The organism is Pseudomonas sp. NPDC086581, from assembly GCF_044746165.1.
Classification (GTDB): Bacteria; Pseudomonadota; Gammaproteobacteria; order Pseudomonadales; family Pseudomonadaceae; genus Pseudomonas.
Window position 1 is genome coordinate 15624 of record NZ_JBIVBR010000021.1, and the last position, 23725, is coordinate 39348.

Sequence of the window (23725 nt, forward strand, 5' to 3'; positions counted from 1 at the left end):
AGGGCACCCAAACACGAGAAACCCGGCGCGCCCTGCCCGCGCGCCACACCTTGCTGCCCCGGAGTCCCATGTCTACCACCGCTTCTTCCCTGGCCACGCCGTCCGTGGCCAGCCAGGCCAGCCCGCTGGTCATGCGCGTGATCGGCGCGTGCGCCCTCGCCCACCTGACCAACGACCTGATCCAGGCCGTGCTGCCGTCGATCTACCCGGTGCTCAAGGCCAACTACGGCCTGAGCTTCACCCAGGTCGGCCTGATCACCCTGACCTTCCAGCTCACCGCCTCGCTGCTGCAGCCCTGGGTCGGCTACCACACCGACCGCCATCCCAAGCCCTGGCTGGCGCCGCTGGGCAGCGTCTGCACGCTGATCGGTATCCTCATGCTGGCCTTCGTCGGCAGCTTCCACGCCATCCTGCTGGCCTCGGCGCTGGTGGGCATCGGCTCCTCGACCTTCCACCCGGAAACCTCGCGCATCGCGCGGCTGGCCTCCGGCGGGCGCTACGGTCTGGCGCAGTCCACCTTCCAGGTCGGCGGCAATGCCGGCAGCGCCTTCGGCCCGTTACTGGCGGCGGCCATCATCATTCCGTACGGCCAGGGCAACGTGGCCTACTTCGGCCTGTTCGCGGTGTTCCTCGTCGGCGTGCTCTGGGGCCTGAGCCGCTGGTACAGCCACCACCTCAACCTGTTCAAGCTCAAGACCGGCGGCGTAGCCACCCACGGGCTGTCCAAGGGCCGGGTGACCGCCTCCCTGGTGGTGTTGGCGCTGCTGGTGTTCTCCAAGTACTTCTACATGGCGAGCTTCACCAGCTACTACACCTTCTACCTGATCGAGAAGTTCGACCTCTCGGTGGCCAGTTCGCAGCTGTACCTGTTCGGCTTCCTCGGCGCGGTGGCGGCCGGCACCTTCTTCGGTGGCCCGGTGGGCGATCGCATCGGCCGCAAAGCGGTGATCTGGTTCTCCATCCTCGGCGTCACGCCCTTCACCCTGGCGCTGCCCTACGTCGACCTGTTCTGGACCAGCATCCTCAGCCTGGTGATCGGCTTCATCCTCGCCTCGGCGTTCTCGGCGATCGTGGTCTACGCCCAGGAACTGGTGCCGGGTAACGTCGGCATGATCGCCGGAGTGTTCTTCGGCCTGATGTTCGGCTTCGGCGGCATCGGCGCGGCCTTCCTCGGCCACCTGGCCGACATCCACGGCATCGAGTACGTCTACAAGCTGTGCTCCTACCTGCCGCTGCTGGGCTGCCTGACCATCCTGCTGCCTTCCACCCGGAAGAAAGCGTAAGCCTCGCGACCGCCGGCGCCGCAGAGTCTTCAGCCTTCGCGGCGCTCCGGCTGGGTGGCGTGCACGAATACCGTGTAGGTATCCGCCGGGTGCGCCACTCCCGCCTGGTCCAGTGCGCGGGCGATGGAGCCGCGGTGGTAGGTGGCGTGGTTGAGGATGTGGAAGAACATTTCCTCGCGGGTAAGGCTGCCACTGCGGCCATCGGTGAAGCGAAAGCGGATGACTTCCGTCGCGCGTTCAGGAGTCAGCGCCGCAAGCTGCTCGACGTACCACTGGCCGGAGGTCAGCAGGCGCTCGCGCAGTTCGTCATAGCCGGGGACCGACTGGGTATTGGTAGCCGGGTGCGGATCCGCCTTGCCGCTCAGGCGCGCGCGGAAAAGGTCCTCGACAATCGCCAGATGATTGAGCTGCTGGAGCGCGAATGCGTGTTGCTCGGGGAACCGCTCGGGATCAATCCGCGCGATGGCATCCAGCGCGCGGCGGTCCGACCAGCATTTGTAGGCGAAGGCCTGGCTCAGCATCGCGATTCCTTGTCAGCGGCTACTCAAGACGAAGGCGACACTGTAGCGCATCCGAAGCTTGGGTTGTGCCGGCCCAGGTGCCAGACTGGCGAAAGCCCCCAGGACGATTCGCTGCCATGAAAACCCCCGATATCGAAGCCATCCGCGCCTTCCTGCTGGTCGCCGACCTGAAGAGTTTCACCCGCGCCGCCGAAGTCACCAGCGCCACCCAGGCGGCCATCAGCCTGAAGATCAAGCGTCTGGAGGAATCCCTCGGCCGCCCACTGCTCGAGCGTACGCCGCGCCGCGTGACGCTGTCGGCCCAAGGGTCGGTGTTCCTCGCCAGCGCCCGTCGCCTGCTGGCCAGCTACGACGAAACCCTGCGCTGCTTCGACACGCCTCGCCGCACCCTGCGCATCGGCGTCAGCCACCACATCCTCGGCGCTGACCTGAGCCATTGGCTCAAGCGCCTGGCGCAGACCGATCCGGAGGTGATAGTCGCCTTCAGCCTGGGCACCTCGCGGCAGATGCTGGAAAGCTACGAGGAAGGTGCGCTGGATATCGCTCTGATCCTGCGCCACGACAACCGCCGCCAGGACGGCGAGGTGATCAGCAGCGAGCGCTTCGGCTGGATGGCCGCCGAGTCGTTCGAACTGGTACAGGACGCGCCGCTGCCCCTGGCCATCCAGCCGGCGCCCTGCGGCATGCGCAGCATGGTCACCAGCGCCCTGCAGGCGCAGAACCGTAGCTGGAGCGAAGCCTTCGTCGGCTCGGGGATTCTCGCCATCGGCGCGGCGGTGTCGGCCGGCATCGGCATTGGCGCCATGGTCGAACGCATGGCGCCAGCGGGTTGCACGGATGTGCGCGAACGCTTCGGCTTGCCGGAGCTGCCGCCCCGCGAGGTGGTGCTCTACAGCGCACATCGCGATGCCCAGACCCGCGCGCTGATCAGCACGCTGAGCCAGGCCATCGCCGCCTGATCCTCAGGCCAGCAGCACGCCCACGCGCGCCAGGAACAACGCCAGCGCCAGGATCAGCGAGCCGCACAGCGCGACGGCGGCAAAATGGGTGAGGGCGAAATCTCGGGCATCAATCGGTTCGCGGTCCATGAACGGCACTTCCTGAGCGGCAGTTGGGAGTCGCCAGTATCGAAAGTGCCGTGACGGACAAACAGCGCGCGCCGGCTATTTCAGTGATAAGCGAAACGCCTCAGTAACCGGTCTGGCGATTCACCGTGTGCAGCAGTTCGGCGCCTTGCAGATCGCGCAGGATGTTCTTCGCCACTACTGCCGCGCCACCTTCCACCTGCATGGTGCTGGCGATGTGTGGCGTGACCCAGACGTGCGGGTGCGACCACAGAGGATGCCCCTCGGGCAGCGGCTCCTCATGGAAGACATCGAGGATAGCCGCGCCGACCTGCCCCGCATCCAGCGCCGCGACCAGATCAGCCTCCACCACGTGCTCGCCTCGACCGACATTGATCAGCGCCGCACCCTTGGGCAGTTGCGCCAGCGTCTCGCGGTTGAGGATGCCGCGGGTGCTGTCGGTCAACGGCAGGAGGTTGACCAGGATGTCGCACTGGGACAGGAAACTCGCCAATTGCTCGGGACCGGTGTAGGTCTTTACCCCGTCGATCTGCCGCTCGGAGCGGTTCCAGCCCAGCAGCTGGAATTTCAGATGGCGCAGTTGCGCGAGGCACGCCTGGCCCAACTGGCCCAGCCCCATCACACCGACGCGGCTGGTCGCGGCCGGCAGGATATTCAGCGGCTCCCATACCTGCGCGGCCTGGGCCACGCGATAGGCCGGCATCTGGCGGTGCAGCGCCAGCGCCGACATCACTACGAACTCGGCCATGATGTCCGCCAGGGATTCATCGACCATGCGCACGAGCGCCACTGATTCAGGGATCTTCGACAGGTCGAACTGATCGACCCCGGCGCCCGCCGCGAACAGTACGCGCAAGCCGGTGTAGCGGTCGATGTCGTCCACTGCTTTCCAGGTCAGCAGGTAGGTGACCCGCGCCGGGTCGACCGCCTCGAAGCCCTCGACGAATTCCAGCTCCGGCACCTGGGCGGCAAGCAGGGTTCGCCATTTCTCGGCGTGTTCGAGTTCGGCGTTGTAAAGAAAAATCACGTCCTGTTCCTCGCTCTTGTTGTTCGCACGTTCTGGCAGTTAACCAGCCGACTTGCGAGAGGACCACCACTGTAGAAGTACTGCGGGCCCGCAGACGGACACGCCCTGTTCACCCGGCCGGCGGAGGCGCCCCCGACACTGACCATCGGCCGGCGCGCCACTGCGAAATCCCGACCTGATCTTCACGAATTCTTAAGCAGCTTGCGCGCAGCCTCGATATACAGCGAGGTAAAGGATGGCAGGAGTGCCAGGCTGGAAGACTCGGGCTCGACGCTTTCCCACCAGGCGGACGGACAAGCGCTGAGTCAGGCGAGGGCTTGAAAAGAAGGATGTGATTGTTCTGCCCTGTTCATTGGCGTAGTGCTGGCAGAGTATTCAATTGGACATTCAATCGGTTCCAGGTCGCTCGCCGACCTATCTGGTCACCGCCATCGGTTCGTTATGCGCCGAGGCGGTCATCCAGTCGCTGCGCCGTGTCCCCAGGGCCCGAGTGGCGGGCATCAACTCACTTCCTCGGGAGTGGACAGCCACTTCATCCCTGCTGGATGCCTTCCACCGCGTTCCGCCAGCCAGGGACGTCCCCGCCTATATCGCCAGCGTGCTGGACATCTGCCGGTTGGAGCAGGTGACCCACGTGCTGCCGCTGATCGACCTGGAGGTCGATGCGTTCACCCTTCACCGACAGGAGTTTTCCGCTCAAGGCGTCACCCTGTGCATGGCTCCCGCCGAAACCGTCCGCATCAGCCGGGACAAATGGCTGGTCTATGACACCTTCCGGGATCATCCGGTCATCCACCCGATCCCGACCTGGAAGCTGGAGGACCCCGAGGTGGACGACCTGCCATTCCCGCTGCACGCCAAGCCGCGTGACGGCCGAAGCAGCGAAGGACTGGCGCGCATCCTCGATGCGGATGACCTGGCCTACCTGAGAAAGAAGTTGAAAAGCCGCCCCTATGTCGTGCAGCCCCTGCTGGATGGCGATGTCCACGTTGTGGACATTGTCCGCCGACGGGCTACGGGACAATGGGCCGGCATGGCGCGCAAGGAGCTGGTACGAACCTCCAACGGTGCGGGCGTGACCGTCAGGATGCTCGACGAACCGGCACTGCTTGATGCCGCTTCACAGGTGGCGGTGGCGCTGGATCTGGACGGCTGCATCAATATCGAGTTCCTCGTCGGCGGGGACTGGCCGCTGGTGATGGACATCAACCCACGCTTTTCCGGCGGCGTCGCGTTCAGTCATCTTTCCGGCTACGACATGGTGGCCAATCACTTGCGCTGCTTCTCGGCAGAGCCACTCGATCCGCCTGTGATCCCGGCACCGGCCATCCATGCACGACGTTACATGGAAACCACCTTTGCCATGCCTGACGACCTGAATCGGCCGTCATTGCTGGCGAGCTGAGAGTGGTGGTGGTCGGTAGGGCGCTGCGGCCGGGCATCATGCGATACCCGAATCCTGCGACGACGCCACACGCTTGCCCAGCGGCGTCCGGCCAAAGCCATCGGCGGCCAGGGTCTGCTGCGCAGGCTCCGCGGAGCGCTCGCGCATACCCAGGGGCGTTCTGCTGAAACCGTCCTCAGCAAGGGTTTGCTGTGCCGGCACATCCGAGTCCACACGCATGCCCAGCGGAGTACGACTGGAGCCATCTTCCGCCAGCTGCGGTGCCAGGTTCTTGTCGGCCGGGGGCGTCAGTTGGAAGCACACAGCGCCGTGAGCACAGCTGGTTTCGGCAGCAGCATTCGCATGCACTGCAATGCCAGCCAGCGAGAAGGCGACGGCGGTTACGAAGGTCTTCAGGTTTTTCATGGCATCGATCCTCAAGGGGTAAGGGAACAGCTCATCTGAGTGGGACGCAACGCACCGGAGACCCCTGAGGTGCGTGCCGTACCGCCGAGCTGTTGGAGCCCATTAAGAACCCTCGGGGTATCTGCACCATGTCGAAAACAGCCGCCGCCATCTCCGCGCATGTCGGGGCGGCCGCCAGATACAATGGAATACAGAAGGGCCGCGAGAGAGGCTGCGATAAGCGAGCGTCGTCGTTCGAGGTCGAAACCGATGCCTCCACCGAAACGGCCGACAGCGGCCTGTCGCGGACAGCATCGAGATCCCGGCATCCTTTTAAAATCGTCGTGTAACGGCTAGCCTCGCCGTCCGGTTCGGACTGGTCCGCCGATACCTATCAAGGAAATCCGATGCCACTCTCTTTGCAGTTCGAACAGGTCGACGTTTTTGCCGAACAGCACCACGAAGGTAATGCGCTGGCCGTGGTAGTGGGTGCCGACGAGCTGAGCACCGAGCAGATGCAGGCGTTTGCCCGGTGGACGCAACTGAGCGAAACCACCTTTCTGCTGAGGCCTCGAACTCCGGAAGCGCACTACCGCGTGCGCATCTTTACCCCGCTGCGGGAGCTGCCCTTTGCCGGCCACCCGACGCTGGGTAGCTGCAAGGTGTGGCTGGATCAGCAGGGCAACCCCGAGTTAGTCGAGATAATTCAGGAATGCCCGGCGGGCCTGATTCGTGTCCGCCGCCGGGGTACGCAACTGGCTTTCTCCGCCCCGCCGCTCCTGCGCAGCGGGCCGTTGGATACCTTGACGCTAAAACGCATCGAGCAAGGTCTCGGCCTCACTGCAGCGCAGATCCGCGCCAGCCAGTGGGTCGACAACGGTCCCGGTTGGGCGGGCGTGTTGCTCACCAGTCGCGATGAGGTGCTGGGGATCAGGCCCGATTACGCCGCACTGCAGGGGCTGAATGTTGGTGTCATTGCCCCGTGGGAAGGTCCTGCGGCGGAAGCCGATGTGGAGGTCAGAGCCTTCATGGGCGAGGAATGCAACGAGGACCCCGTCACCGGCAGTCTCAATGCCGGCCTGGCTCAATGGCTGATCGGCACGGGCACCTTCAGCGACCGCTACAGCGTGAGCCAGGGCACCGCCCTCGGACGTCGGGGGCGCCTGCAGATCGAAAGCACCGGCGGGATCCTCTGGGTAGGTGGAGCGGTACAGCGCTGTATTTCCGGCAGGGTTCTCTTCTAAAAGCGGGCTACGCTCCTCCAGTTGACATCTGGAGAGTCCACGATGATCCGCTCCCTGCTGACCGCATCCTTGCTGCTGCTCCTGAGTGTTCCGGCCCACGCCGACGTGGCGGCCTTCCCCTCCACCTTTCAAACCCAGGACATCACCGTAGACGGCGCGACCATCCACGTCCGCGTCGGTGGCAGCGGGCCGGCGGTGGTGCTGCTGCATGGTTTCGGCGATACCGGTGACATGTGGGCGCCGCTGGCCGCGAACCTGGCCAAGGACCACACCGTCGTGGTGCCGGACCTACGCGGCATGGGCCTGTCATCGATCCCCGCCGGCGGCTACGACAAAAAAACCCAGGCTGGCGACATCCGCGCGGTGCTGGCTTCGCTGGGCATCGAGCATTCGGTGGTGGTCGGCCATGACATCGGCACCATGGTCGCCTACGCCTATGCGGCGCGCTATCCGCAGCAAACCGAGCGCCTGGTGGTGATGGACGCTCCGCTGCCCGGCATCCCGCCGTGGAATGACATCGTCCGCTTGCCAATGCTCTGGCACTTCGACTTCGGCGGCCCCGACATGGAACGACTGGTATCCGGGCGCGAACGCATCTACCTGGATCGCTTCTGGAACGAGTTCGCCGGCGACCCGCACAAGGTCGACGAAGCCACCCGGCAGCATTACGCCAAGCTCTACGCCCGCCCCGGCGCTATGCATGCGGCCTTCTCCCAGTTCCACAGCATTCGCCAGGATGCCGTGGACAACGAGGCGTCGAACAAGATGCGCCTGACGATGCCGGTGCTCGCCGTCGGAGGTGAGAAATCCTTCGGTGCCAACGAAGCCATCGTCATGCGCAATGCCGCCGACAACGTCACCGAAGTGGTGGTGCCGGGGGCGGGTCACTGGCTGATGGAGGAGGCGCCTGTGCAGACGATCCAGGCGATTCGAGATTTTATTTCGCCTTGAGAGACAGTCCATCGGGGAGCGGGTTTCAGCCACCTGAAGCCTCGTTCCAATGGAGCTTAACTGCGCCCAACTCCGTCAAATCACCACAAAAACTTCACTGCCGTCTGTCACAAAATTCCTACAAGCAGGTTGACCATCAAAACCTGCGCCTCTAGTTTCCTATCCTTCTTTCGTCGGGGTGCGCTGCGCTCGGGCGATCACAACGGCAAAGGAATGTCCGATATGTTCAAGCCCCTCAGGCCCTGGCTGCCTGCAGTGCTGCTTTGCAGCCCTCTCGCCGCGCAAGCGGAAGGTCCCTCTGGCGATTTCTGGCTGATTCATCAGCAGGGCAGCCTCTACAAGAACGAAATCTTCGTCATCGATGGCGACCCCGCCAACATCTACGACCGCAAGAACAGCGTGCGCTCGCTGGGCGTCTATCAGTTCTACGAGGAAGGCGCCAAGCCGACCTTCACCGCCTATGACGTGGAGGTCGACTGCGCGAAGAACCGCGTACGCCTCAACGGCGCGCAGAACTACGACAAGTTCTACAACGACATCCGCCAGAAGAAGGTTTCCAAGGAGTGGCAGAAAAAGCCTGAGGCCTGGATCGCCCAGAGCCGTGACTTCCTCTGCAAGCCGGACGCCCACGTGGAGCAGAAGATGTATCCGCTGGGCAAGATGCCCACTGCGCAGTTGGTCTCGGCCGCTCCCGGCCTGTTCCAGCTGCGCAACCGCGAGCACGCCAAGAACCTGATCCTGGAAATGGTCGACAAGGGCTTCGAGCAGATGCCCGTCAAGAACGCACCGGCCAAGGAGGGCGTGCAATGAAAGGACTACTCGCACTGGGAATGATCGCCATCCTGCTCGGCGGCTGTTCCGCCATTCCCACCCTGCCCGAGGCGCAGGCCCGCAGTTACTGGAAGGGCCGTCCAGCCGGCGACGCCATCGATCATTTCGGCGCGCCCAGCGATATCGGCCTTGCGCCGGAGAACGACTGGGTCGTGCTGATCTATCGCCGCGACACCTCCTACGTCTCCCGTGAAGCGCTCGGCACCTACACCGGCCCGCAGAACGGCCAGTTGGTGCACACCGAATACTGGGGCGATGTCGTCCACTCGGCCAGCTGCGAAATCCGAGTCGCCATCAACCGCGCCCGGCAAGTGGACTACCTGCTGACCCGCGGCAACTGCGGCGGTATCGCACTGAAACCGGAAGCCTGAGCCCTGGCCCCTCTCAAAGACGAGACAAAACCATGCCCAACCTGAACTACCTGGCGAAAGCCGTCTTTCCCCTGCTCGGCCTCCTGACCGTCGCCTCGCAGGCCTCTGCCGAAGAGGTGAAAGTGACGGAGCTGCTGCGCAGCGGCTATGACGTGAAGGCGGCCTACGTGGCGCCGGGCCGGATCACCCAGATCCACTTCCTGATCCTGCAGAAGGGCTCGTCGGTCTATCAGTGCGCTACCTATGAGAACGGCGCGCCCCTGCAGCGCTACTACAACTACTCCAACACCTACTCCTGTTCGGCGGTCGGGGATTGGGTCCTGCAGAACGGGGCCATGCCCAACGCCGGACAGTGACCCTGACAAGGTCAGCATCAGCGATGTTGACCAAGCTTCCCGTTCCAAGGATATCCATGAAACTGCGTTTGCTACCCGCCAGCCTGCTGCTCGCCTGCGCCCTTTCCCACGCTGCCGAACAGCCGGCAATCCCCAAGCCCCTCGAAGAGCAGGTCAGCCGCCTGGTGGAGCTGTACAAAGACAGCTTCGCCACCGGCTACCCCGAAGCCACCCATGTGCAGACCCTGAAGACCGCCCCGGACAGCGAGATCATCCTGGCGGTGTTCACCATCGAAGGCTTCGACATGGGCAACAACTACAACCAGTATCTCGCGGTCTTTTCCGCCACGCCGAACGAAGAAGGCCAGGAGCATTACAGCCTGCTGGACTCGATGCAGATCGGCGGCGGTGGCTGGCGTTCGATCGAGAAGCTGGACGCCCGGCTAGTCGCCGACCCGACAGGCAAGCGCACCCTGATCGACATTCCGGTGATGGAAAACGGCGAGGACGACGGGCCGAACTTCCCTAGCCGCGCCGGCGTGATCCACCTGGCCCTGGAAGGCGCGCAGACGCCCCGGATAGTGGAGCAGAACTGAGACCGTCGCCCCCATCCTTCAGCGAGCGGCTGCACATTCATTCATCAGATAGGTCACCAACTGCCGTGCATGGGACGACAGCGCGTCCCAGTCGGCGACGAAGATGCGCAGCTCCCGGGTGGCCCAGGCATCGGCGAGGGGCACCACCGCCGTCGGCAGCTCCTGAGCCATGCGCGTGGCGGCTGCCTCCGGGAGCATTGCCACGCCCACCCGCTGGGCGACCAGTTGCGCAATGGCATCGAAACTCGGCGCACGCACCCGCACCTTGAGCGGCATGGCATTGCGCACCGCCATCGCCTCGACGAAACGCTGCATGGCGCGCTCGGCCGGCAGGCATACGAAGGGATAGCTCAGCGCATCGCGCAGACTAGGCAGGTGCTGGCTGGCCAGCGGGTGATCCTGCGGCACCAGCAGCACCAGCTTGTCGTTGCGGAACGGTAGCGACAGCAGGCCCGCGGTGGGCAAATTGCCGTCGTAGACGCCGATGTCGATCTGCCCTTCCTGCACGGCACGCAGCACATCCTTGCTGTTCTGCTCGATCAGTTGCAGGTCCACCTCGGGGTAGTCCGCCAGGAAAGGCCCCAGCGCGGTCGGCAGGAAGGTACTGTTGGCCACCGTCGAAGCCGCCAGGCGCAGGGTGATGCGGCGCTCTCCGCTCAGCTCCTGCAGGGTATCCCGGAGCTGCCGGGCCTCCTTCAGTACGCGCTGGCCCGCCTCCAGCACCAGGCGGCCGGTCGGCGTGAGGGTCATGCCGTCGCTGTGTCGGACAAACAGCGAGAGCCCGCAGCGCTCCTCGAACAGGCGCAGGCGGTTGCTTGCCGCCGACACCGCCACCGGGACCGACGCCGCCGCCTTGCTCAGGCTGCCGGTGCTGGCGATGGCCGCGATCAGGCGCAGATCGGCCAGGTCGAAATGCATGAAGCGTTCTCCAAATACGAAAGCCATGTTCGCCAAGTTGGGATTCTAGCGAGATAGCCTTCTCTCTAGAATAAAGCCTTCTGCTGCCTTGCCCCCGTGCCTCCATGAATAGCCTTACTTCCTTCTACCAGCGCAGCCTGCGCAACGGCGTGTTCTTCGCCGTGCTGTCCGCCACCGGCTTCAGTCTCAAGGCGGTCTTCGTGAAGCTCTCCTACGCTGCCGCTCCGGTGGATGCGGTGACGGTGCTGGCCATCCGCATGGGCTTGGCGCTGCCGCTGTTCCTCTGGCTGATCTGGCTGAGCCGCAGCCCGGAACAGGCTCGCCTGACGCTGGCCGATGGCGTGCGCATCCTGCTGCTCGGGTTGTTCGGCTACTACCTCTCCAGCCTGTTCGACTTCTATGGCCTGGAGTACATCAGCGCCGGGCTGGAGCGGCTGATTCTGTTCACCTACCCGACCCTGGTACTACTCCTGCAGATGGCCGTGAACCGGGAGCGCCCCGACTCCCGCACCCTGGTGGCCATGGGCTTGTGCTACCTGGGGCTGGGCATCGCGCTGGTGCACGACATCCGCGTGGAAGGAGGCCATGGACAGACCCTGCTGGGCGCACTCTGGGTGTTCGCCAGTGCCGTGACCTATGCCCTCTACTACATGGGCACGGCCGCCGTGGTGCGGCGCGTGGGCTCGATGCGACTGGCCGGGCTGGCCGGCGGCGCTTCATCGGTGATGGTGCTGATCCACTACGCGGTGAGCGGCAACGTGCAGCAACTGGCGTCACTGCCCGGCGCGGTGTGGGTCCACGGCTCGCTGATGGCACTGATTTCCACCGTGCTGCCGATCTACTGGATGGCGCTGGCAATCCAGCGTATGGGCGCGACCCACGCAGCCGCGTTCGGCAACCTGGGCCCGGTGTTGACCGTGTTCGCCTCCTGGGCGCTGCTGGGCGAGGCGATCACGGTCTACCAGATCGCAGGCCTGGCGCTGGTGCTGTTCGGGGTTTCGCGGTTGTCCGGGGCCAAGGCAGCCCCTCAGCCTGCGCCGAGCAGCAGGCTGAGGATTGCAAAGCCGTGAGCTGACAGCTGCACTCAGGTGTTGCGCCAAGGATCAGCCCGACGGCAAGCGCCTGCGGGTTCATACGTACCCGATCCTCATGTTGATGGGCCAACTGACCGGATGCGTTACGGCAGCGTCGCCCCAGCGGTTGGCCATGTCGGCGGCGAAGTCATGTAGCAGGTCTTCACGTTCGCCCTCGCAGGCGCTGCGCACCGCCGACCAGGTGGAGACGTAGCCGAGAAATTCCTCGAGGTTCCACGCCAGGCGAATGGCGATTTCTGGCCCTGGAAATTCGCTGAAAGGGAAATCGAGGGTGGCGTAGCCGCTGTCCACCAGCTTGCGTTCGGCAGGCCAGAAAGGGCCGATCTCGTTCCAGTAGAACTGCTCGAAACGCTCGCCCAGCGTGCCTTCCAGGCGCAACACGCCATAGCTGATCAGTGCCAGGATCGCGTTGGGTCCGGCGACTCGCCGCACCTCGGCGTAGAACCTCGGCAGGTCGAACCAGTGCGCGGCCTGCGCGGCGGTGATCAGGCTGGCGCTGCGGCTGAGCAGCGGGAGTTCTTCGGCCGGGGCGCAAGCATAGTTGACGTTCTCTTGCAGCGCCGCATGGGCGATCTGATCCGCACTGGGATCGAGGCCGACCACGGAACTGAAGTGCTCCGCCAGTTGCCGTGTCAGCTGGCCGCTTCCGCAACCGACGTCGACCGCAAGCGCCCGGTCGGGTGCCATTGAAGCCAGGTAGGCGGCCAGCTCCGCCGGGTACTCGGGACGGAAACGTGCATAGGCCTGCCCGCCCTGGTCGAACCAGTTGCGCAGGTCGGCGGACGGGGAATTCATGATTGGCGGCTCCTGTCCTGACGGTTGTGTGACAGGAATGTACTGGGCAAACCGGCGTTCAGACCAGAGCCACCCAGACCGATGCAGGGCTTGCGCCCCGCCCGGCCACGTTACGCGGTCAGACCTGAGCCATGCCGCCGTCGACGAAGAGTTCGATGCCGTTGATAAAACTGGCCGACTCCGAGGCCAGGAAAGCCACCGCCTTGCCGATCTCCCGCGGCTCGCCCAGGCGGCCCAGCGGCACTTGGCTGGCCAGCGCATCGAACAGGCCCTGGCGGGCTTCCTCGGGGACCAGGTCGCCAAGGCCGGGAGTACGCACCGGTCCGGGGCTGACGACGTTGACGCGGATGCCACGGTCCTTGAGATCCAGCGCCCAGGAGCGGGCGAAGTTGCGCACGGCGGCCTTGCTGGCGCTGTAGACGCTGAAGTTGGCGGTGCCCTGGATCGAGGTGGTGGACGAGGTGAGGATTACCGACGCGCCGTCGGTCAGCAGCGGCAGCGCCTTCTGCACGGTGAACAGCACGCCGCGCACGTTGGTGCCGAAGATGCGGTCGAAGTGCTCCTCGGTGATCGCGCCCAGCGGCAGCATGTCACCGCCGCCGGCATTGGCGAAGAGGATGTCCAGGCGGCCGGCGGTTTTCGCGATCTGCGCGTACACCGCATCGAGGTCGGCGAGCACCGAAGCGTCGGCGCGGATCGCCGTGGCGGCCGGGCCGATGGCTTGCACGGCAGCGTCCAGTTCAGCCTGGCGGCGGCCGGTGATGAATACCCGGCCGCCTTGCGCGGCGAGTTCCTGTGCGGCGCCGAGGCCGATGCCGGTGCTGCCGCCAGTGACCAGTGCAACTTTACCAGTGAGGGACTTGTTCATGATGAGCTCCTGAGATTTCCAGGTCGAGGGTTCTGCCTCAAAGCCTGCGTCTGACGCGGCTTTGCGGTGAGGCATGGCGTTACTCTAGGGCTCGGTGATTGATGGAAAAAGCGCATACAATGGAATGACTATCCACAGCCATGGATAATCAGACGATCCTCGGAGGAATACCCATGGATCAGCTCCAAGCCATCCGCGCCTTCGCCCGCGTGGTGGAGGCCGGCAACTTCACCCGCGCCGCCGACTCACTGGACATGCCCAACGCCACCCTGAGCAAGCTGGTGCAGGAGCTGGAGGCGCACCTGGGCGTGCGCCTGCTGCAGCGCACCACGCGGCGCGTCACGGTGACGCCGGAAGGCCAGGACTACTACGCCAAGGCCACCCGCGTGCTGCGCGACCTGGAGGACATCGACTCGACCTTCAACGTCGCCCGCAGCAGGCCACGCGGCCACCTGCGCATCGACGTCGGCGGCTCCACTGCGCGGGATGTGCTCTTGCCGCTGCTGCCGGACTTTCTCGCGCGCTATCCGGACATCCGCATCGACCTGGGCGTGTCCGACCGCTCGGTGGACCTGATCAGTGACAACGTCGATTGCGTGATCCGCGGCGGCGCGCTGGACGCCTCTTCGCTGGTGGCGCGCGGCATCGGCCACGCGACCATGATCACTTGCGCCTCACCCGAATACCTGCGCCACAACGGCGTCCCCGCCTACCCGGAGGAACTGCGCAACGGCCATCGGCTGGTCAGCTACCTGTCGCCGCAGAACGGCCGGGCGGTGCCCTTCCGCTTCGAGCGCGACGGCGAACGCAGCGAACTGAAGCTCGAGCACCGCATCGGCGTCAACGAGAGCAACGCGCACCTGGCCGCCTGCGTGGCCGGCCTGGGCATCATCCAGACCTTCACCTACGCCGCCGGCGCCGCCCTGCGCGACGGTACGCTGGTGGAAATCCTCGCGGACTGGCGCCCGGCGCCCTACCCCTTCCACGCCGTCTACCCGCACAACCGCTACGTCACGCACCGCTTGCGGGTATTCATCGACTGGCTGGTAGAGTGCTTCCCGGCGAAGGTCGCCGGCTGATTCCTCAGGGCTGTCTGTCAGCCAGCGACTCGAGCAGTTCGGCCGAAGGCACGAAGAACAGGCTGCCAGTCACCGCCTGGCTGTAGTCCAGCAGGCGGTCGTAATTGCCGGCAGGGCGGCCGACGAACATGTTCTCCAGCATCTCCTCCACCGGCGCCGGCGAGCGCGCGTAGCCGATGAAGTAGGTGCCGAACTCCCCCGCGCCGGGCCGGCCGAAGGGCATGTTGTCGCGCAGTATCTTCACCTCCTGGCCGTCCTTCTCCAGGGTGGTCAGCGAGCTGTGCGAGCAGCTGGGCTTCACATCGTCGCCCAGCTCGATGTCGGCCAGCTTGGTGCGCCCGATTATGCGTTCCTGGGCTTCGGTGGAGAGCTGGTTCCAGCCGGTCATGTCATGCAGGTACTTCTGCACCAGCACATAACTGCCGCCGGCGAAGCCCGCGTCCTCGTCGCCGATCAGGGTGAAATGCGCGACCTCGCGGCCTTCCGGGTTCTCGGTGCCGTCGACGAAGCCGATGATGCTGCGCATGTCGAAGTAGCGGAAACCCTGAACCTCGTCGACCACCGTGACCGCATCACCCAGGCGCGCCATGAGTTGCGTCGCCAGCTCGAAGCACAGGTCCATCTGCTCCGCGCGGATGTGCAGCAGCAGGTCGCCCGGCGTGGACACCGCGACCCGCTCGCCGCTGCCGATCTCGCGGAAGGCATGCAGGGATGCCGGGCGCGGAGCGCCGAACAGCGCGTCCCACGCCGCCGAGCCGAAGCCCACCACACACGACAGGTTGCCCGTCGGCACACGCTTGCCGACCGAGCGCACCAGCGCGGAAACGTCCTCGCATAACGCGCGGACCGGGCTCCAATCCTTACCAGGAGTCAAGGTGGCGACCAGGAAGATCGCGCTGCGAGTGATGGGGCTGTCCACTGCCTGGGGTGCCGGGGATTCGTTGAGCATGTCGTCCATTCGCCGCCATTGAGGTTGGGGGATGAGGTTAGCAAAGCAGCTCGCGTTTGAGCATGACCAAGGCCGGGGGAATCGATCACGGACGGCGTCTATCCACTCCTGCATGACTGTAGGGCGCATAACCCGGAACGGGTTATCCGCCGATTGCCTCGCTACGTAGCCTTCGGCCTGATTGAATACAGGCCCGCCAGCAGGATCAGCAGCGCGCCGGTGATCGTCCACACGGTCGGCGCCTCGCCGAAGACGAAGAGCCCGATCAGCGTGGCGAAGGCCAGCAGCGAGTAGTTGAACGGCTGCAGCGTCGAGGCCTGGGCGTACTTCAGCGCCTGGATCAGCAGCAGTTGGGCGATCACCCCGGAGACGGCGACGATCGACATCAGCAGCGCCTCGTGGGGCGTCGGCGTGACCCACACGGGCAGCCCGGCGGAGGTGGCCGCCACGGCGCCGACCAGCGCCATGTACAGCGTGGTGGTGGCGAAGGAGTCGGTCTGGCTGATACGCCGCGAGAGGATGTTGAAGAAGGCGAAGGTCAGCGCCGCCGCCAACGGGATCAGCGCCGCGGGCTCGAACACGCCCATGCCGGGGCGCAGGATCAGCAGCGTACCGCCAAACCCCACCGCCGCCGCCAACCATTGCCGGCCGACCATCCGCTCACCGAGGAACAGCCGCGCCAGGCCCAGCGTCATCAGCGGGAACACCGCGTAGAGCGCGTGGGTCTCGGCCAGTCCGAGATAGCGCAGGGCCAGGCCGAAGATGGCGATCTCGCCTACGCCCAGCAACGCGCGGACCACCTGCTGCCTGGGACTGGCGGTGCGGCTGGCCGCGCGCACGCCGCCCTGGGAGCGACAGACGATGAGCGCGAACAGCACGAACACCCAGTAGCGCACCATCACCAGTTCGGCCACCGGCAAGTGACGGACCAGCACCTTGGTGATGCCATCCTGGCAGGCGAAGATGAGCATCGACAGCAGGCACAGGGCGATGCCGAGGCGCGAGTGGCTGGCGACGGCCAGCGCGGTGGCCGTGGTCTTGCTGGTCATGGAGGAATGCTCGCGGGCAGTGGCGCCTCGCTGCGGGCGCCTCCCGCGCTTGTGCCGGAGTGTCCGGGGCGCGGTCAAGCCAGGCGACGCTGGCAAGCACGCCGATGTCGCCCGCAAGCTGCCGGTACTTCAATCCGGCGCGGCTTCCCTCTACAGTCTGGCGACCCGCTCAAGGCGACAACGGTGATCCATGGACAGGTTTCAGGAAATGACAGTGCTGCTGGCCGTGGCCGAAGCCGGCAGCTTTGCCGCTGGCGCGAAGCAGGTGGGCCTGTCGCCACCCAGCGTGACCCGCGCCATCGCTGCGCTGGAGCAACGCCTGGGCACCCTGCTGCTGGCCCGCAGCACCCGCAGCGTGCGCCTGACCGAAGCCGGCCAGCGCTACGTCGAAGACTGCCGGCGCATTCTCCAGGAGCTGGAAGAAGCCGAGGAGCTGGCCTCCGGCAGCGCCCTGCGCCCGCGCGGCAACCTGACGGTGACCGCCCCGGTGCTGTTCGGCGAGCTGTACCTGATCCCGCTGATCGCCAGCTACCTGGACGCCCACCCCGAGGTGACGGTCAACGCACTGCTGCTGGATCGCATCGTGAACATGCTCGACGAGGGCGTCGACGTCGCCGTGCGCATCGGCCTGTTGCCCGAAGGCAGCCTGACCGCGTTGAAGGTCGGCGAAATCCGCCCAGTGGTCTGCGCGTCCCCAGGCTTCCTCGACCGCCACGGACGTCCGCAACATCCCAACGAACTGCTCGACGCGCCGGTGGTGATGGCGACCACCAGCGTGCTGCTGACCGACTGGCAGTTCCTCACCGCGGACGGTCCGCTGACCCTGCGCCCGCCCTCGCGCTTCGCGGTCAGCTCGAACAACGCGGCGATCCACGCGGCGCGGCTGGGCTGGGGCTTCACCCGCGTGCTGTCGTATCAGGCGGCCGAGGCCGTGGCGCGCGGCGAGCTGGAAATCGTCCTCGGCAAATACGCCACCGCGCCGCTGCCGATCCACCTGCTCTACCAGGACAGCGCGCGGCTGCCGGCGAAGGTGCGCAGCTTCGTCACCCATTGCGCGGAACGCCTGCGCGCCGACCCGGCCCTGCAAGCCGAGAAGCCGTGAGCCGCTACCGGGAAATGCAGGCGTTCGACGCCGTGGCGCGCTCCGGCAGCCTGGCTGCGGGTGCGCGGGAACTGCAGCTGTCGACCGCGACGGTGATGCGCCTGGTCGCCGCGCTGGAATCGCGCCTGCAGTGCCAGCTGCTGGAACGCGGCCCGCGCGGCATCTCCTTGAGCGCCAGCGGCGAAGCCTTCGCCGCCAGCTGCCGACAGATTCTCCAGGGCATCGACGAGGCGGAAGGCTCGCTCGACGGCCTGCAGGCGCATCCGGCCGGGCAACTGGACATCACGCTGCCGCTGCTGATGGCCGACCGCATCTTCGCGCCCATCGCCCTGGACTACCTGGCGGCCTTCCCCGACGTGCACCTGCGCAGCCGCCACCGGGAGGACCTGCCGCGCCTGCTGGAAGACGGCATCGACGTGGCGCTGGTGATAGGCACACTGCCCGACTCCTCCGGTTTCGCCCTGACGGTGGGCACGGTGCGGCCGGTGATCTGCGCATCGCCCGACTATCTCGCCCGGTACGGCGTGCCGCAGGCGCCGGAAGACCTCAAGGCGCATTGCATCATCGTTTCCGGCAGCCAGGGCGCAGTCAGCGAATGGCGCTTCCGCCATCAGGACGCAGCGCGTTCGGTGCGCCTGTCCCCGCGCCTGTCCTGCAGCACCACTCATGCGGCGATCCGCGCTGCCAGCCTGGGCCTCGGGCTGACCCGCTGCATGAGCCACGAGGCGCACGCCGAGCTGAGCAGCGGACGTCTGCAGGTGGTATTGCAGGACTACGCCGCGCCGGGGCTGCCGGTGCAACTGATCTACCGCGAAGGCCGCCGCGCGGCGGCGCGGGTACGCACCTTCCTCGATTTCGTGGTGCCGCGCTTGCGGGCGCATCCGGCGTTGCGCGGTTAATTCGCGGCGTTCTGCGCGGTTCGCGAGCACGGGCTAGGCGCCCCCCTCGCTCCAACAGGCTTGCTCCGCTGTTTCCCTGCAGGAGCGAGCTTGCTCGCGAACCGCACGGCACCACTGGCAGCAAATGCCCCGCTCCAACTCGCCGCTCCATTCTTCCGCATTCTGAAACGCTGGATTGCCCGCCCTGGCGATTCTGCGCGCCGGCCATCGGGCGCAGCATTCACCCATCAGCCCGAGCGAGCCCCCCTATCGACTCGCGCTGCGTACCCACTCAAGCCAAGGAGTCACCGTCATGTCCCACACCATCAAACTCTTCCGCCATCCGCTGTCCGGCCACGCTCACCGTGTCGAGCTGATGCTCTCGCTGCTGCAACTGCCCGCCGAGCTGATCTCCGTGGACCTCGCCAAGGGCGCGCACAAGCACCCGGACTTCCTCGCCCTGAACCCCTTCGGCCAGGTGCCGGTGATCGACGATGAAGGCGTCATCGTCGCCGACTCCAACGCCATCCTGGTCTACCTGGCGAAGAAGTACGGCAATGGCCGCTGGCTGCCGGAAGACCCGGTTGGCGCTGCCCGCGTGCAGCGCTGGCTGTCGGTGGCCGCCGGGCAGGTCGCCTTCGGTCCCGCCGCCGCCCGGCTGGTCACGGTGTTCGGCGCCGCCTTCAACCCCGAGGAAGTGATCACCCGCGCCCACACGCTGTTCCAGGTGATGGAACGCGAACTGGCCAAGACGCCCTTCCTCGCCGGCAGCGAGGCGACCATCGCCGATGTGTCGAACTACTCCTACATTTCCCATGCGCCGGAGGGCAACGTCTCCCTGCAGGACTACCCCAACCTGCGCGCCTGGCTGGCCCGCGTGGAAGCCCTGCCGCACTTCGTGCCGATGCAGCGCACCGCCATCGGCCTGCAAGCCTGATGCAACCCTCGCTGCCGGGGTAACCCGGCAGCCCCTTCGTCGCGAGGTGCCCGTCATGTTCCAGTTGCCCAAACACCGTACCTCCCCCTGGCACGCCGGCGAGAAGGCAATCCAGGAGCGTGTCGGCGTCGCCGAGCGCATGGAAGTCCATGGCCAGAAAGTCATTCGCGACTACATGCCCGACCAGCATCGCGAGTTCTATCACCAGTTGCCCTTCATCATCGCCGGCGCCGTGGATGACCAGGGCCGGCCCTGGGCAACCCTGCTCGAAGGCGCGGAAGGCTTCGTCACCTCGCCGGACCCGCAAAGCCTGCTGCTCGACAGCGTGTCCGACAGCCAGGACCCGGCTGCCAGCGGCCTGCAGGCCGGCCACGCGATTGGCCTGCTGGGCATCGAGCTGCACACCCGCCGGCGCAACCGCATGAACGGCGTCCTCCGCGAAGTGGACGGTGGCCTGCTGACGGTGGGCGTCGAGCAATCCTTCGGCAACTGCCCGCAGTACATCCAGAAACGCGAGTGGAGCCGCGACGAGCAGCGCTACAGCCAGCGTGCCCCGCGCGAGGACTTCATTGAATTGAACGAGGAGTTGGCGACGATCATCCGCAGCGCCGACACCTTCTTCGTCGCCAGCTACGTGCAGCACGAGGACGGCGAGCGCTCGGTGGATGTCTCCCACCGCGGCGGCCGCCCCGGCTTCGTCCGGGTCACCGGCAACCGCCTGACCATCCCCGACTATGCCGGCAACCTGCACTTCAACACCCTCGGCAACCTGCAAGCCAACCCGCAGGCCGGGTTGCTGTTCGTCGATTTCACCAGTGGCGACGTGCTGCAGGTTCACGGGCGCACCGACATCCTCTTCGATAGCCCGTTGCTGACGGCCTTCGAAGGTGCCGAACGCCTGTGGACCCTGGACGTGCAGCACGTGGTGCTGCGCCGCAGCGCCCTGGCACTGCGCTGGAACTTCCGCGAGTACTCGCCCACCAGCCTGATGACTGGCACCTGGGCCGAGGCCGAAGTCAAGCTGCAGGAACGCGAGCAGCGCCAGCAGTGGCAGGACTGGCAGGTGCTGCGCGTGGAGCCGGAAAGCGAGGACATCCGCTCGTTCTACCTGCAACCGCCCGCCGGCTCCGCCGTGAGTTTCGCGCCGGGCCAGCACCTGCCCGTGCGCCTGGTGGCCGGCGACCAGGCGCTGATCCGCACCTACAGCCTTTCCAGCGCTCCGTCGGACGGCGAGCTGCGCATCAGCGTGAAGGCCCAGGGCCCGGCGTCCCGCCATCTGCATGAGCAGATCGGTGTGGGCGATCGCCTGCAGGTCCGCGCGCCCATGGGCAGCTTCGCCCTGAAAAGCGACAGCGGGCGGCCGGTAGTGCTGATCGGTGCCGGCGTGGGTATTACCCCGTTGCTGTCGATGCTGCGCGAGCTGGTTGCCGGCCCGGCACGGCGCGTTCACCTGTTCCAGTCCGCACGGACGCTGGGCCAGCTGCCGTTCCAGCACGAAATCGCCGAACTGCGCCAGCGCGCGCCGCACCTGAAAATCCATCGGGCGCTCAGCCGCCCCGAACAGACAGCCGAAATGGGCCGCGACTTCGAACAGATCGGGCGTCTGGATATCGAGGCGATCAAGGCGCAACTGCCGCTGGACGATTACGACTTCTACGTCTGCGGCCCCGGCGAATTCACCCAGGCGATCTATGACGGCCTGCGCGGGCTGAACATCATCGACGCACGCATCCATGCCGAAACCTTCGGCCCCTCGACGCTCAAGCGCCGGGGCGACGGCCAGGCACCGGCGCTGGTGCAGCCGCCCGCAGCCACCGAACCGGTGCCGGTGTACTTCGCCGGCTCAGCCAAGGAGGCGCGCTGGAAGCCCGAGAGCGGCAGCCTGCTGGAACTGGCCGAGTCCCGTGGCCTGGCACCCGATTTCAGCTGCCGCGGCGGCTCCTGCGGTACCTGCAAGACCAAGATTGTCAGCGGCCAGGTGCACTACCCCAACCCGCCGGCGGAACTGCCCGAAACCGGCAGCGTACTGATCTGCTGCGCCATCCCGGCGCAGGACGACGGCGGCGTGCAACCGCTGGTGCTTGACCTCTAGGGAGGCGAATCGATCATGAACGCACTGACTGCATTCGAAAACGGAAGCGCGCGCTTCCCGCGTTGGGACGAGGAAGTCGTCGAATCGGCCGCGCCGGGTCTCTGCGGGCCGAACGAGGCGGAAGTGGGTTTCCTGCTGCCGCAACTGCTCTCGACGCCGGGCTGCCCGTCGCGCTCGCGCGCCATGGAGCTCGGTACGGCGCTGATCCGCTGGCTGAAAGGCCCTCCTACGAAAATCATTCCAACCAGACCTTGAAGTGAGCGCTAGCTTTGTTCGCGAGCAGGGACTAGACGTCCCCCTAGCTCCTACGAAAAGCCCTGTTCTATTCGTCCTCCCGCGCCGGAATCCACCATTCCTCGCCACGTATCGTGCGGATGTACTCCGGCCAGCGGAAGCGGTGCGGAACCTTGAAGTCCTTGGGCAGCAGCGGTGCCTGCCACTGTTCGCCACCGATGCCTCCGCCGGTGCGCTGGTTGAATTCGCGGGTCGCCTCGGCCAGCAGGCCGGCATCGGTGAACAGCTCGATGAGCGTGCTGCCGATGGTCTTGGCGGCCACGTCGATCATCGGGTCGATGGTCTCGCGGATGCCGCCCAGGGCATTGGACACCCAGTCCGGGTAGGTGAAGCCGGCGGGCGCACTGAGCATCGGCCGGGCCACGTAGAGACGCACGGTCGGGCAGTGCCAGGTGTATTCGGGGTAGTCGTCGGAGGTCAGGTATTTCTGCCAGGCCGGCATCTGCAAGCGCATCTGCCGCTCGCATTCCTGGGGTTCGATCAGTGCCTGGGTAGCCGGAAGAAAGGGTTCGTCCATGGGCTCCAGGCCGAGGTTCACCTGGATTTCCCGCGCCACGGCGATGGCCTGCTCGCCCCAGCTCGGCGCGCCGATGGCGGCGAGGTTGTCGTAGCAGGCCTGGGCCAACGCATGGTTGGCCAGCCCGCCACGGGATTTGCACACCCAGGTTTTCTTCCACTGACAGCCGGTGGCCATGGCCGCGGCGGCGGCGTTGTTGTCCATTACCGTGGAGATGGTCTCGGCCTGCTCGATGGAGTCGCAGCGCAGCAGGTACTGGATCTGCGAGATGTGCGGCGGCAGGTTGTCGGCGGTGGCTTGTCCGGCAGTAAGGATGGCTTCGTTGAAACTCCACAGCCCAGTGAATGGCAGCGTCGAGCGGCGCAGGCTCTCGTTCAGCGTGTAGAAGTGCACCAGCGCATCGTTAGCGCCGGGCGCGCGGGCGGCCAGGTGGTTCTGCGGGATCGGGCTGTAGCGGTCGGCGGCGATCCAGTTCTGCGGGTCTTCGCAGGTGAAGGTGTAGATGTACGAGTAGGCGATGCCGCAGTGGGTATCCCAAGTGGTGGTGTTGTTCAGCGGCAGCATGTAGGTGGGGTGGAAACTGACGGCGGCGTCGAGGTCGTCGTAGTAGCCCTTGGCGGCATGCACGGGTTTGGAGGCGCGCAGCTTTTCCGCCGGTTCGCCGAAGAACTTGATGGTGCCCTCGATGCCGAATTCCTGCATTGCAGCCTTGGCCGCCAGCACGCCGCCCAGGGCGCTGATGCCCAGCGCGGAGTGCGGATCGGTGTGGCCCGGGGCATACTTCGACAGGCCTTCGCGCGGCGTCGGCCGGGTGGCCGCCGCCTGGCAGTTGCCGGGCACCGCGTCGTATTCGGCGTAGCTGGCGAGGATCGGTCCGTCTCCATTACTGAAGGTCGCGACGAAGGCAGTGGGCATGCCGCCGCTGCCCTCTTCCACCGTGAAGCCTTCCTGGCGCAGCAGTTCCACGTACCAGGCGCAGGACTTGTATTCGCGGAACGCCGGCTCGGCGAAATGCCAGATCACCTGGTGCCAGTCGGACAACTGCTGGCGGTGTTCGTCGATCCACTGCTGGACGTAGGCCTTGAATTTCGACATGGCGGCTTCCTCATCGTTGCCTGTT

General features: G+C 65.9%; 26 protein-coding genes. 16 read left to right on the forward strand and 10 right to left on the reverse strand.

Features of this window, described 5'->3' with window-relative positions:
- Positions 1–68 precede the first annotated feature (68 nt).
- Positions 69–1283, forward strand: a complete 1215-nt coding sequence (locus tag ACIPK7_RS28350; protein WP_192435754.1) for an MFS transporter — start codon at positions 69–71, stop codon at positions 1281–1283.
- Between the two features lie 29 nt (positions 1284–1312).
- On the opposite strand, the gene ACIPK7_RS28355 is transcribed toward ACIPK7_RS28350, so the two are convergent.
- Positions 1313–1804 carry a DinB family protein gene (locus ACIPK7_RS28355; protein WP_192435755.1) on the reverse strand — a complete coding sequence of 164 codons (492 nt, stop codon included), beginning with the start codon at positions 1802–1804 and terminating at the stop codon, positions 1313–1315.
- A 116-nt stretch (positions 1805–1920) separates the two neighbouring features.
- On the opposite strand from ACIPK7_RS28355, the gene ACIPK7_RS28360 reads away from it, so the two are divergent.
- A complete protein-coding gene (locus tag ACIPK7_RS28360; protein ID WP_401091623.1) occupies positions 1921–2763 on the forward strand; it encodes a LysR family transcriptional regulator in 843 nt (280 codons plus the stop codon).
- Positions 2764–2766: 3 nt separating this feature from the next.
- Here the strand turns inward: ACIPK7_RS28360 and ACIPK7_RS28365 are convergent, their stop codons facing one another.
- Positions 2767–2892, reverse strand: a complete 126-nt coding sequence (locus ACIPK7_RS28365; protein WP_263866467.1) for a hypothetical protein — start codon at positions 2890–2892, stop codon at positions 2767–2769.
- Positions 2893–2992: 100 nt separating this feature from the next.
- Entirely contained in the window at positions 2993–3916 is a 924-nt protein-coding gene (locus ACIPK7_RS28370) for a 2-hydroxyacid dehydrogenase (RefSeq protein ID WP_401091625.1), read from the reverse strand.
- A gap of 379 nt (positions 3917–4295) precedes the next feature.
- Between ACIPK7_RS28370 and ACIPK7_RS28375 the strand changes: the two genes are divergently transcribed.
- Positions 4296–5321, forward strand: coding sequence for an ATP-grasp domain-containing protein (locus ACIPK7_RS28375; RefSeq protein ID WP_401091627.1), 1026 nt, complete (start codon positions 4296–4298; stop codon positions 5319–5321).
- A gap of 36 nt (positions 5322–5357) precedes the next feature.
- Here the strand turns inward: ACIPK7_RS28375 and ACIPK7_RS28380 are convergent, their stop codons facing one another.
- Positions 5358–5726, reverse strand: a complete 369-nt coding sequence (locus tag ACIPK7_RS28380) for a hypothetical protein (protein ID WP_401091629.1) — start codon at positions 5724–5726, stop codon at positions 5358–5360.
- A gap of 386 nt (positions 5727–6112) precedes the next feature.
- On the opposite strand from ACIPK7_RS28380, the gene ACIPK7_RS28385 reads away from it, so the two are divergent.
- The 6 genes from ACIPK7_RS28385 to ACIPK7_RS28410 all read left to right on the forward strand — a co-directional run bounded on the left by ACIPK7_RS28385 (position 6113) and on the right by ACIPK7_RS28410 (position 10033).
- Complete coding sequence (locus ACIPK7_RS28385) at positions 6113–6949, forward strand: PhzF family phenazine biosynthesis protein (RefSeq protein WP_401091631.1); 837 nt, start codon at positions 6113–6115, stop codon at positions 6947–6949.
- A 42-nt stretch (positions 6950–6991) separates the two neighbouring features.
- A complete protein-coding gene (locus ACIPK7_RS28390; RefSeq protein WP_401091633.1) occupies positions 6992–7900 on the forward strand; it encodes an alpha/beta fold hydrolase in 909 nt (302 codons plus the stop codon).
- A 222-nt stretch (positions 7901–8122) separates the two neighbouring features.
- Positions 8123–8710, forward strand: coding sequence for a hypothetical protein (locus tag ACIPK7_RS28395; RefSeq protein WP_401091635.1), 588 nt, complete (start codon positions 8123–8125; stop codon positions 8708–8710).
- Positions 8707–9102, forward strand: coding sequence for a hypothetical protein (locus ACIPK7_RS28400; protein ID WP_045214467.1), 396 nt, complete (start codon positions 8707–8709; stop codon positions 9100–9102). The genes ACIPK7_RS28395 and ACIPK7_RS28400 overlap by 4 nt, the downstream gene beginning before the upstream one ends.
- Positions 9103–9134: 32 nt before the next feature.
- Entirely contained in the window at positions 9135–9458 is a 324-nt protein-coding gene (locus ACIPK7_RS28405) for a hypothetical protein (protein ID WP_192435761.1), read from the forward strand.
- 56 nt (positions 9459–9514) lie between these two features.
- Positions 9515–10033: a hypothetical protein gene (locus ACIPK7_RS28410; protein WP_401091637.1), complete on the forward strand. Its 519-nt coding sequence runs from the start codon at positions 9515–9517 to the stop codon at positions 10031–10033.
- 18 nt (positions 10034–10051) lie between these two features.
- Here the strand turns inward: ACIPK7_RS28410 and ACIPK7_RS28415 are convergent, their stop codons facing one another.
- Positions 10052–10951, reverse strand: coding sequence for a LysR family transcriptional regulator (locus tag ACIPK7_RS28415; protein WP_401091639.1), 900 nt, complete (start codon positions 10949–10951; stop codon positions 10052–10054).
- A 104-nt stretch (positions 10952–11055) separates the two neighbouring features.
- Here ACIPK7_RS28415 and ACIPK7_RS28420 point away from each other — a divergent pair, with 104 nt between their 5' ends.
- Entirely contained in the window at positions 11056–12021 is a 966-nt protein-coding gene (locus ACIPK7_RS28420; protein WP_401091641.1) for a DMT family transporter, read from the forward strand.
- A 60-nt stretch (positions 12022–12081) separates the two neighbouring features.
- On the opposite strand, the gene ACIPK7_RS28425 is transcribed toward ACIPK7_RS28420, so the two are convergent.
- Together ACIPK7_RS28425 and ACIPK7_RS28430 are read right to left on the reverse strand one after the other, a co-directional pair.
- Entirely contained in the window at positions 12082–12840 is a 759-nt protein-coding gene (locus tag ACIPK7_RS28425) for a class I SAM-dependent methyltransferase (RefSeq protein ID WP_401091643.1), read from the reverse strand.
- 118 nt (positions 12841–12958) lie between these two features.
- The gene (locus ACIPK7_RS28430; RefSeq protein ID WP_401091645.1) at positions 12959–13708 is read right to left on the reverse strand and encodes an SDR family NAD(P)-dependent oxidoreductase; all 750 of its coding nucleotides are present in this window, start codon (positions 13706–13708) and stop codon (positions 12959–12961) included.
- 173 nt (positions 13709–13881) lie between these two features.
- Here ACIPK7_RS28430 and ACIPK7_RS28435 point away from each other — a divergent pair, with 173 nt between their 5' ends.
- On the forward strand, positions 13882–14787 hold the full coding sequence (locus ACIPK7_RS28435) for a LysR family transcriptional regulator (protein ID WP_192435767.1): 906 nt from the start codon (positions 13882–13884) through the stop codon (positions 14785–14787).
- Between the two features lie 4 nt (positions 14788–14791).
- On the opposite strand, the gene ACIPK7_RS28440 is transcribed toward ACIPK7_RS28435, so the two are convergent.
- Complete coding sequence (locus tag ACIPK7_RS28440) at positions 14792–15736, reverse strand: Dyp-type peroxidase (protein WP_401091647.1); 945 nt, start codon at positions 15734–15736, stop codon at positions 14792–14794.
- Positions 15737–15897: 161 nt separating this feature from the next.
- Positions 15898–16785 carry a DMT family transporter gene (locus tag ACIPK7_RS28445; RefSeq protein WP_401091649.1) on the reverse strand — a complete coding sequence of 296 codons (888 nt, stop codon included), beginning with the start codon at positions 16783–16785 and terminating at the stop codon, positions 15898–15900.
- Between the two features lie 190 nt (positions 16786–16975).
- Here ACIPK7_RS28445 and ACIPK7_RS28450 point away from each other — a divergent pair, with 190 nt between their 5' ends.
- From ACIPK7_RS28450 to ACIPK7_RS28470, 5 genes are all read left to right on the forward strand, one after another.
- Entirely contained in the window at positions 16976–17887 is a 912-nt protein-coding gene (locus tag ACIPK7_RS28450) for a LysR family transcriptional regulator (RefSeq protein WP_401091651.1), read from the forward strand.
- Positions 17884–18786: a LysR family transcriptional regulator gene (locus ACIPK7_RS28455; protein ID WP_401091652.1), complete on the forward strand. Its 903-nt coding sequence runs from the start codon at positions 17884–17886 to the stop codon at positions 18784–18786. The genes ACIPK7_RS28450 and ACIPK7_RS28455 overlap by 4 nt, the downstream gene beginning before the upstream one ends.
- A gap of 292 nt (positions 18787–19078) precedes the next feature.
- Positions 19079–19702 (forward strand): glutathione S-transferase family protein, encoded by a 624-nt coding sequence (locus ACIPK7_RS28460; RefSeq protein WP_401091654.1) that lies wholly within the window; start codon positions 19079–19081, stop codon positions 19700–19702.
- Between the two features lie 55 nt (positions 19703–19757).
- Entirely contained in the window at positions 19758–21794 is a 2037-nt protein-coding gene (locus ACIPK7_RS28465; RefSeq protein WP_401091656.1) for a pyridoxamine 5'-phosphate oxidase family protein, read from the forward strand.
- A 15-nt stretch (positions 21795–21809) separates the two neighbouring features.
- Positions 21810–22049, forward strand: a complete 240-nt coding sequence (locus ACIPK7_RS28470) for a hypothetical protein (protein ID WP_401091658.1) — start codon at positions 21810–21812, stop codon at positions 22047–22049.
- Between the two features lie 67 nt (positions 22050–22116).
- On the opposite strand, the gene ACIPK7_RS28475 is transcribed toward ACIPK7_RS28470, so the two are convergent.
- A complete protein-coding gene (locus tag ACIPK7_RS28475; RefSeq protein ID WP_401091660.1) occupies positions 22117–23700 on the reverse strand; it encodes an amidohydrolase in 1584 nt (527 codons plus the stop codon).
- Positions 23701–23725 lie beyond the last annotated feature (25 nt).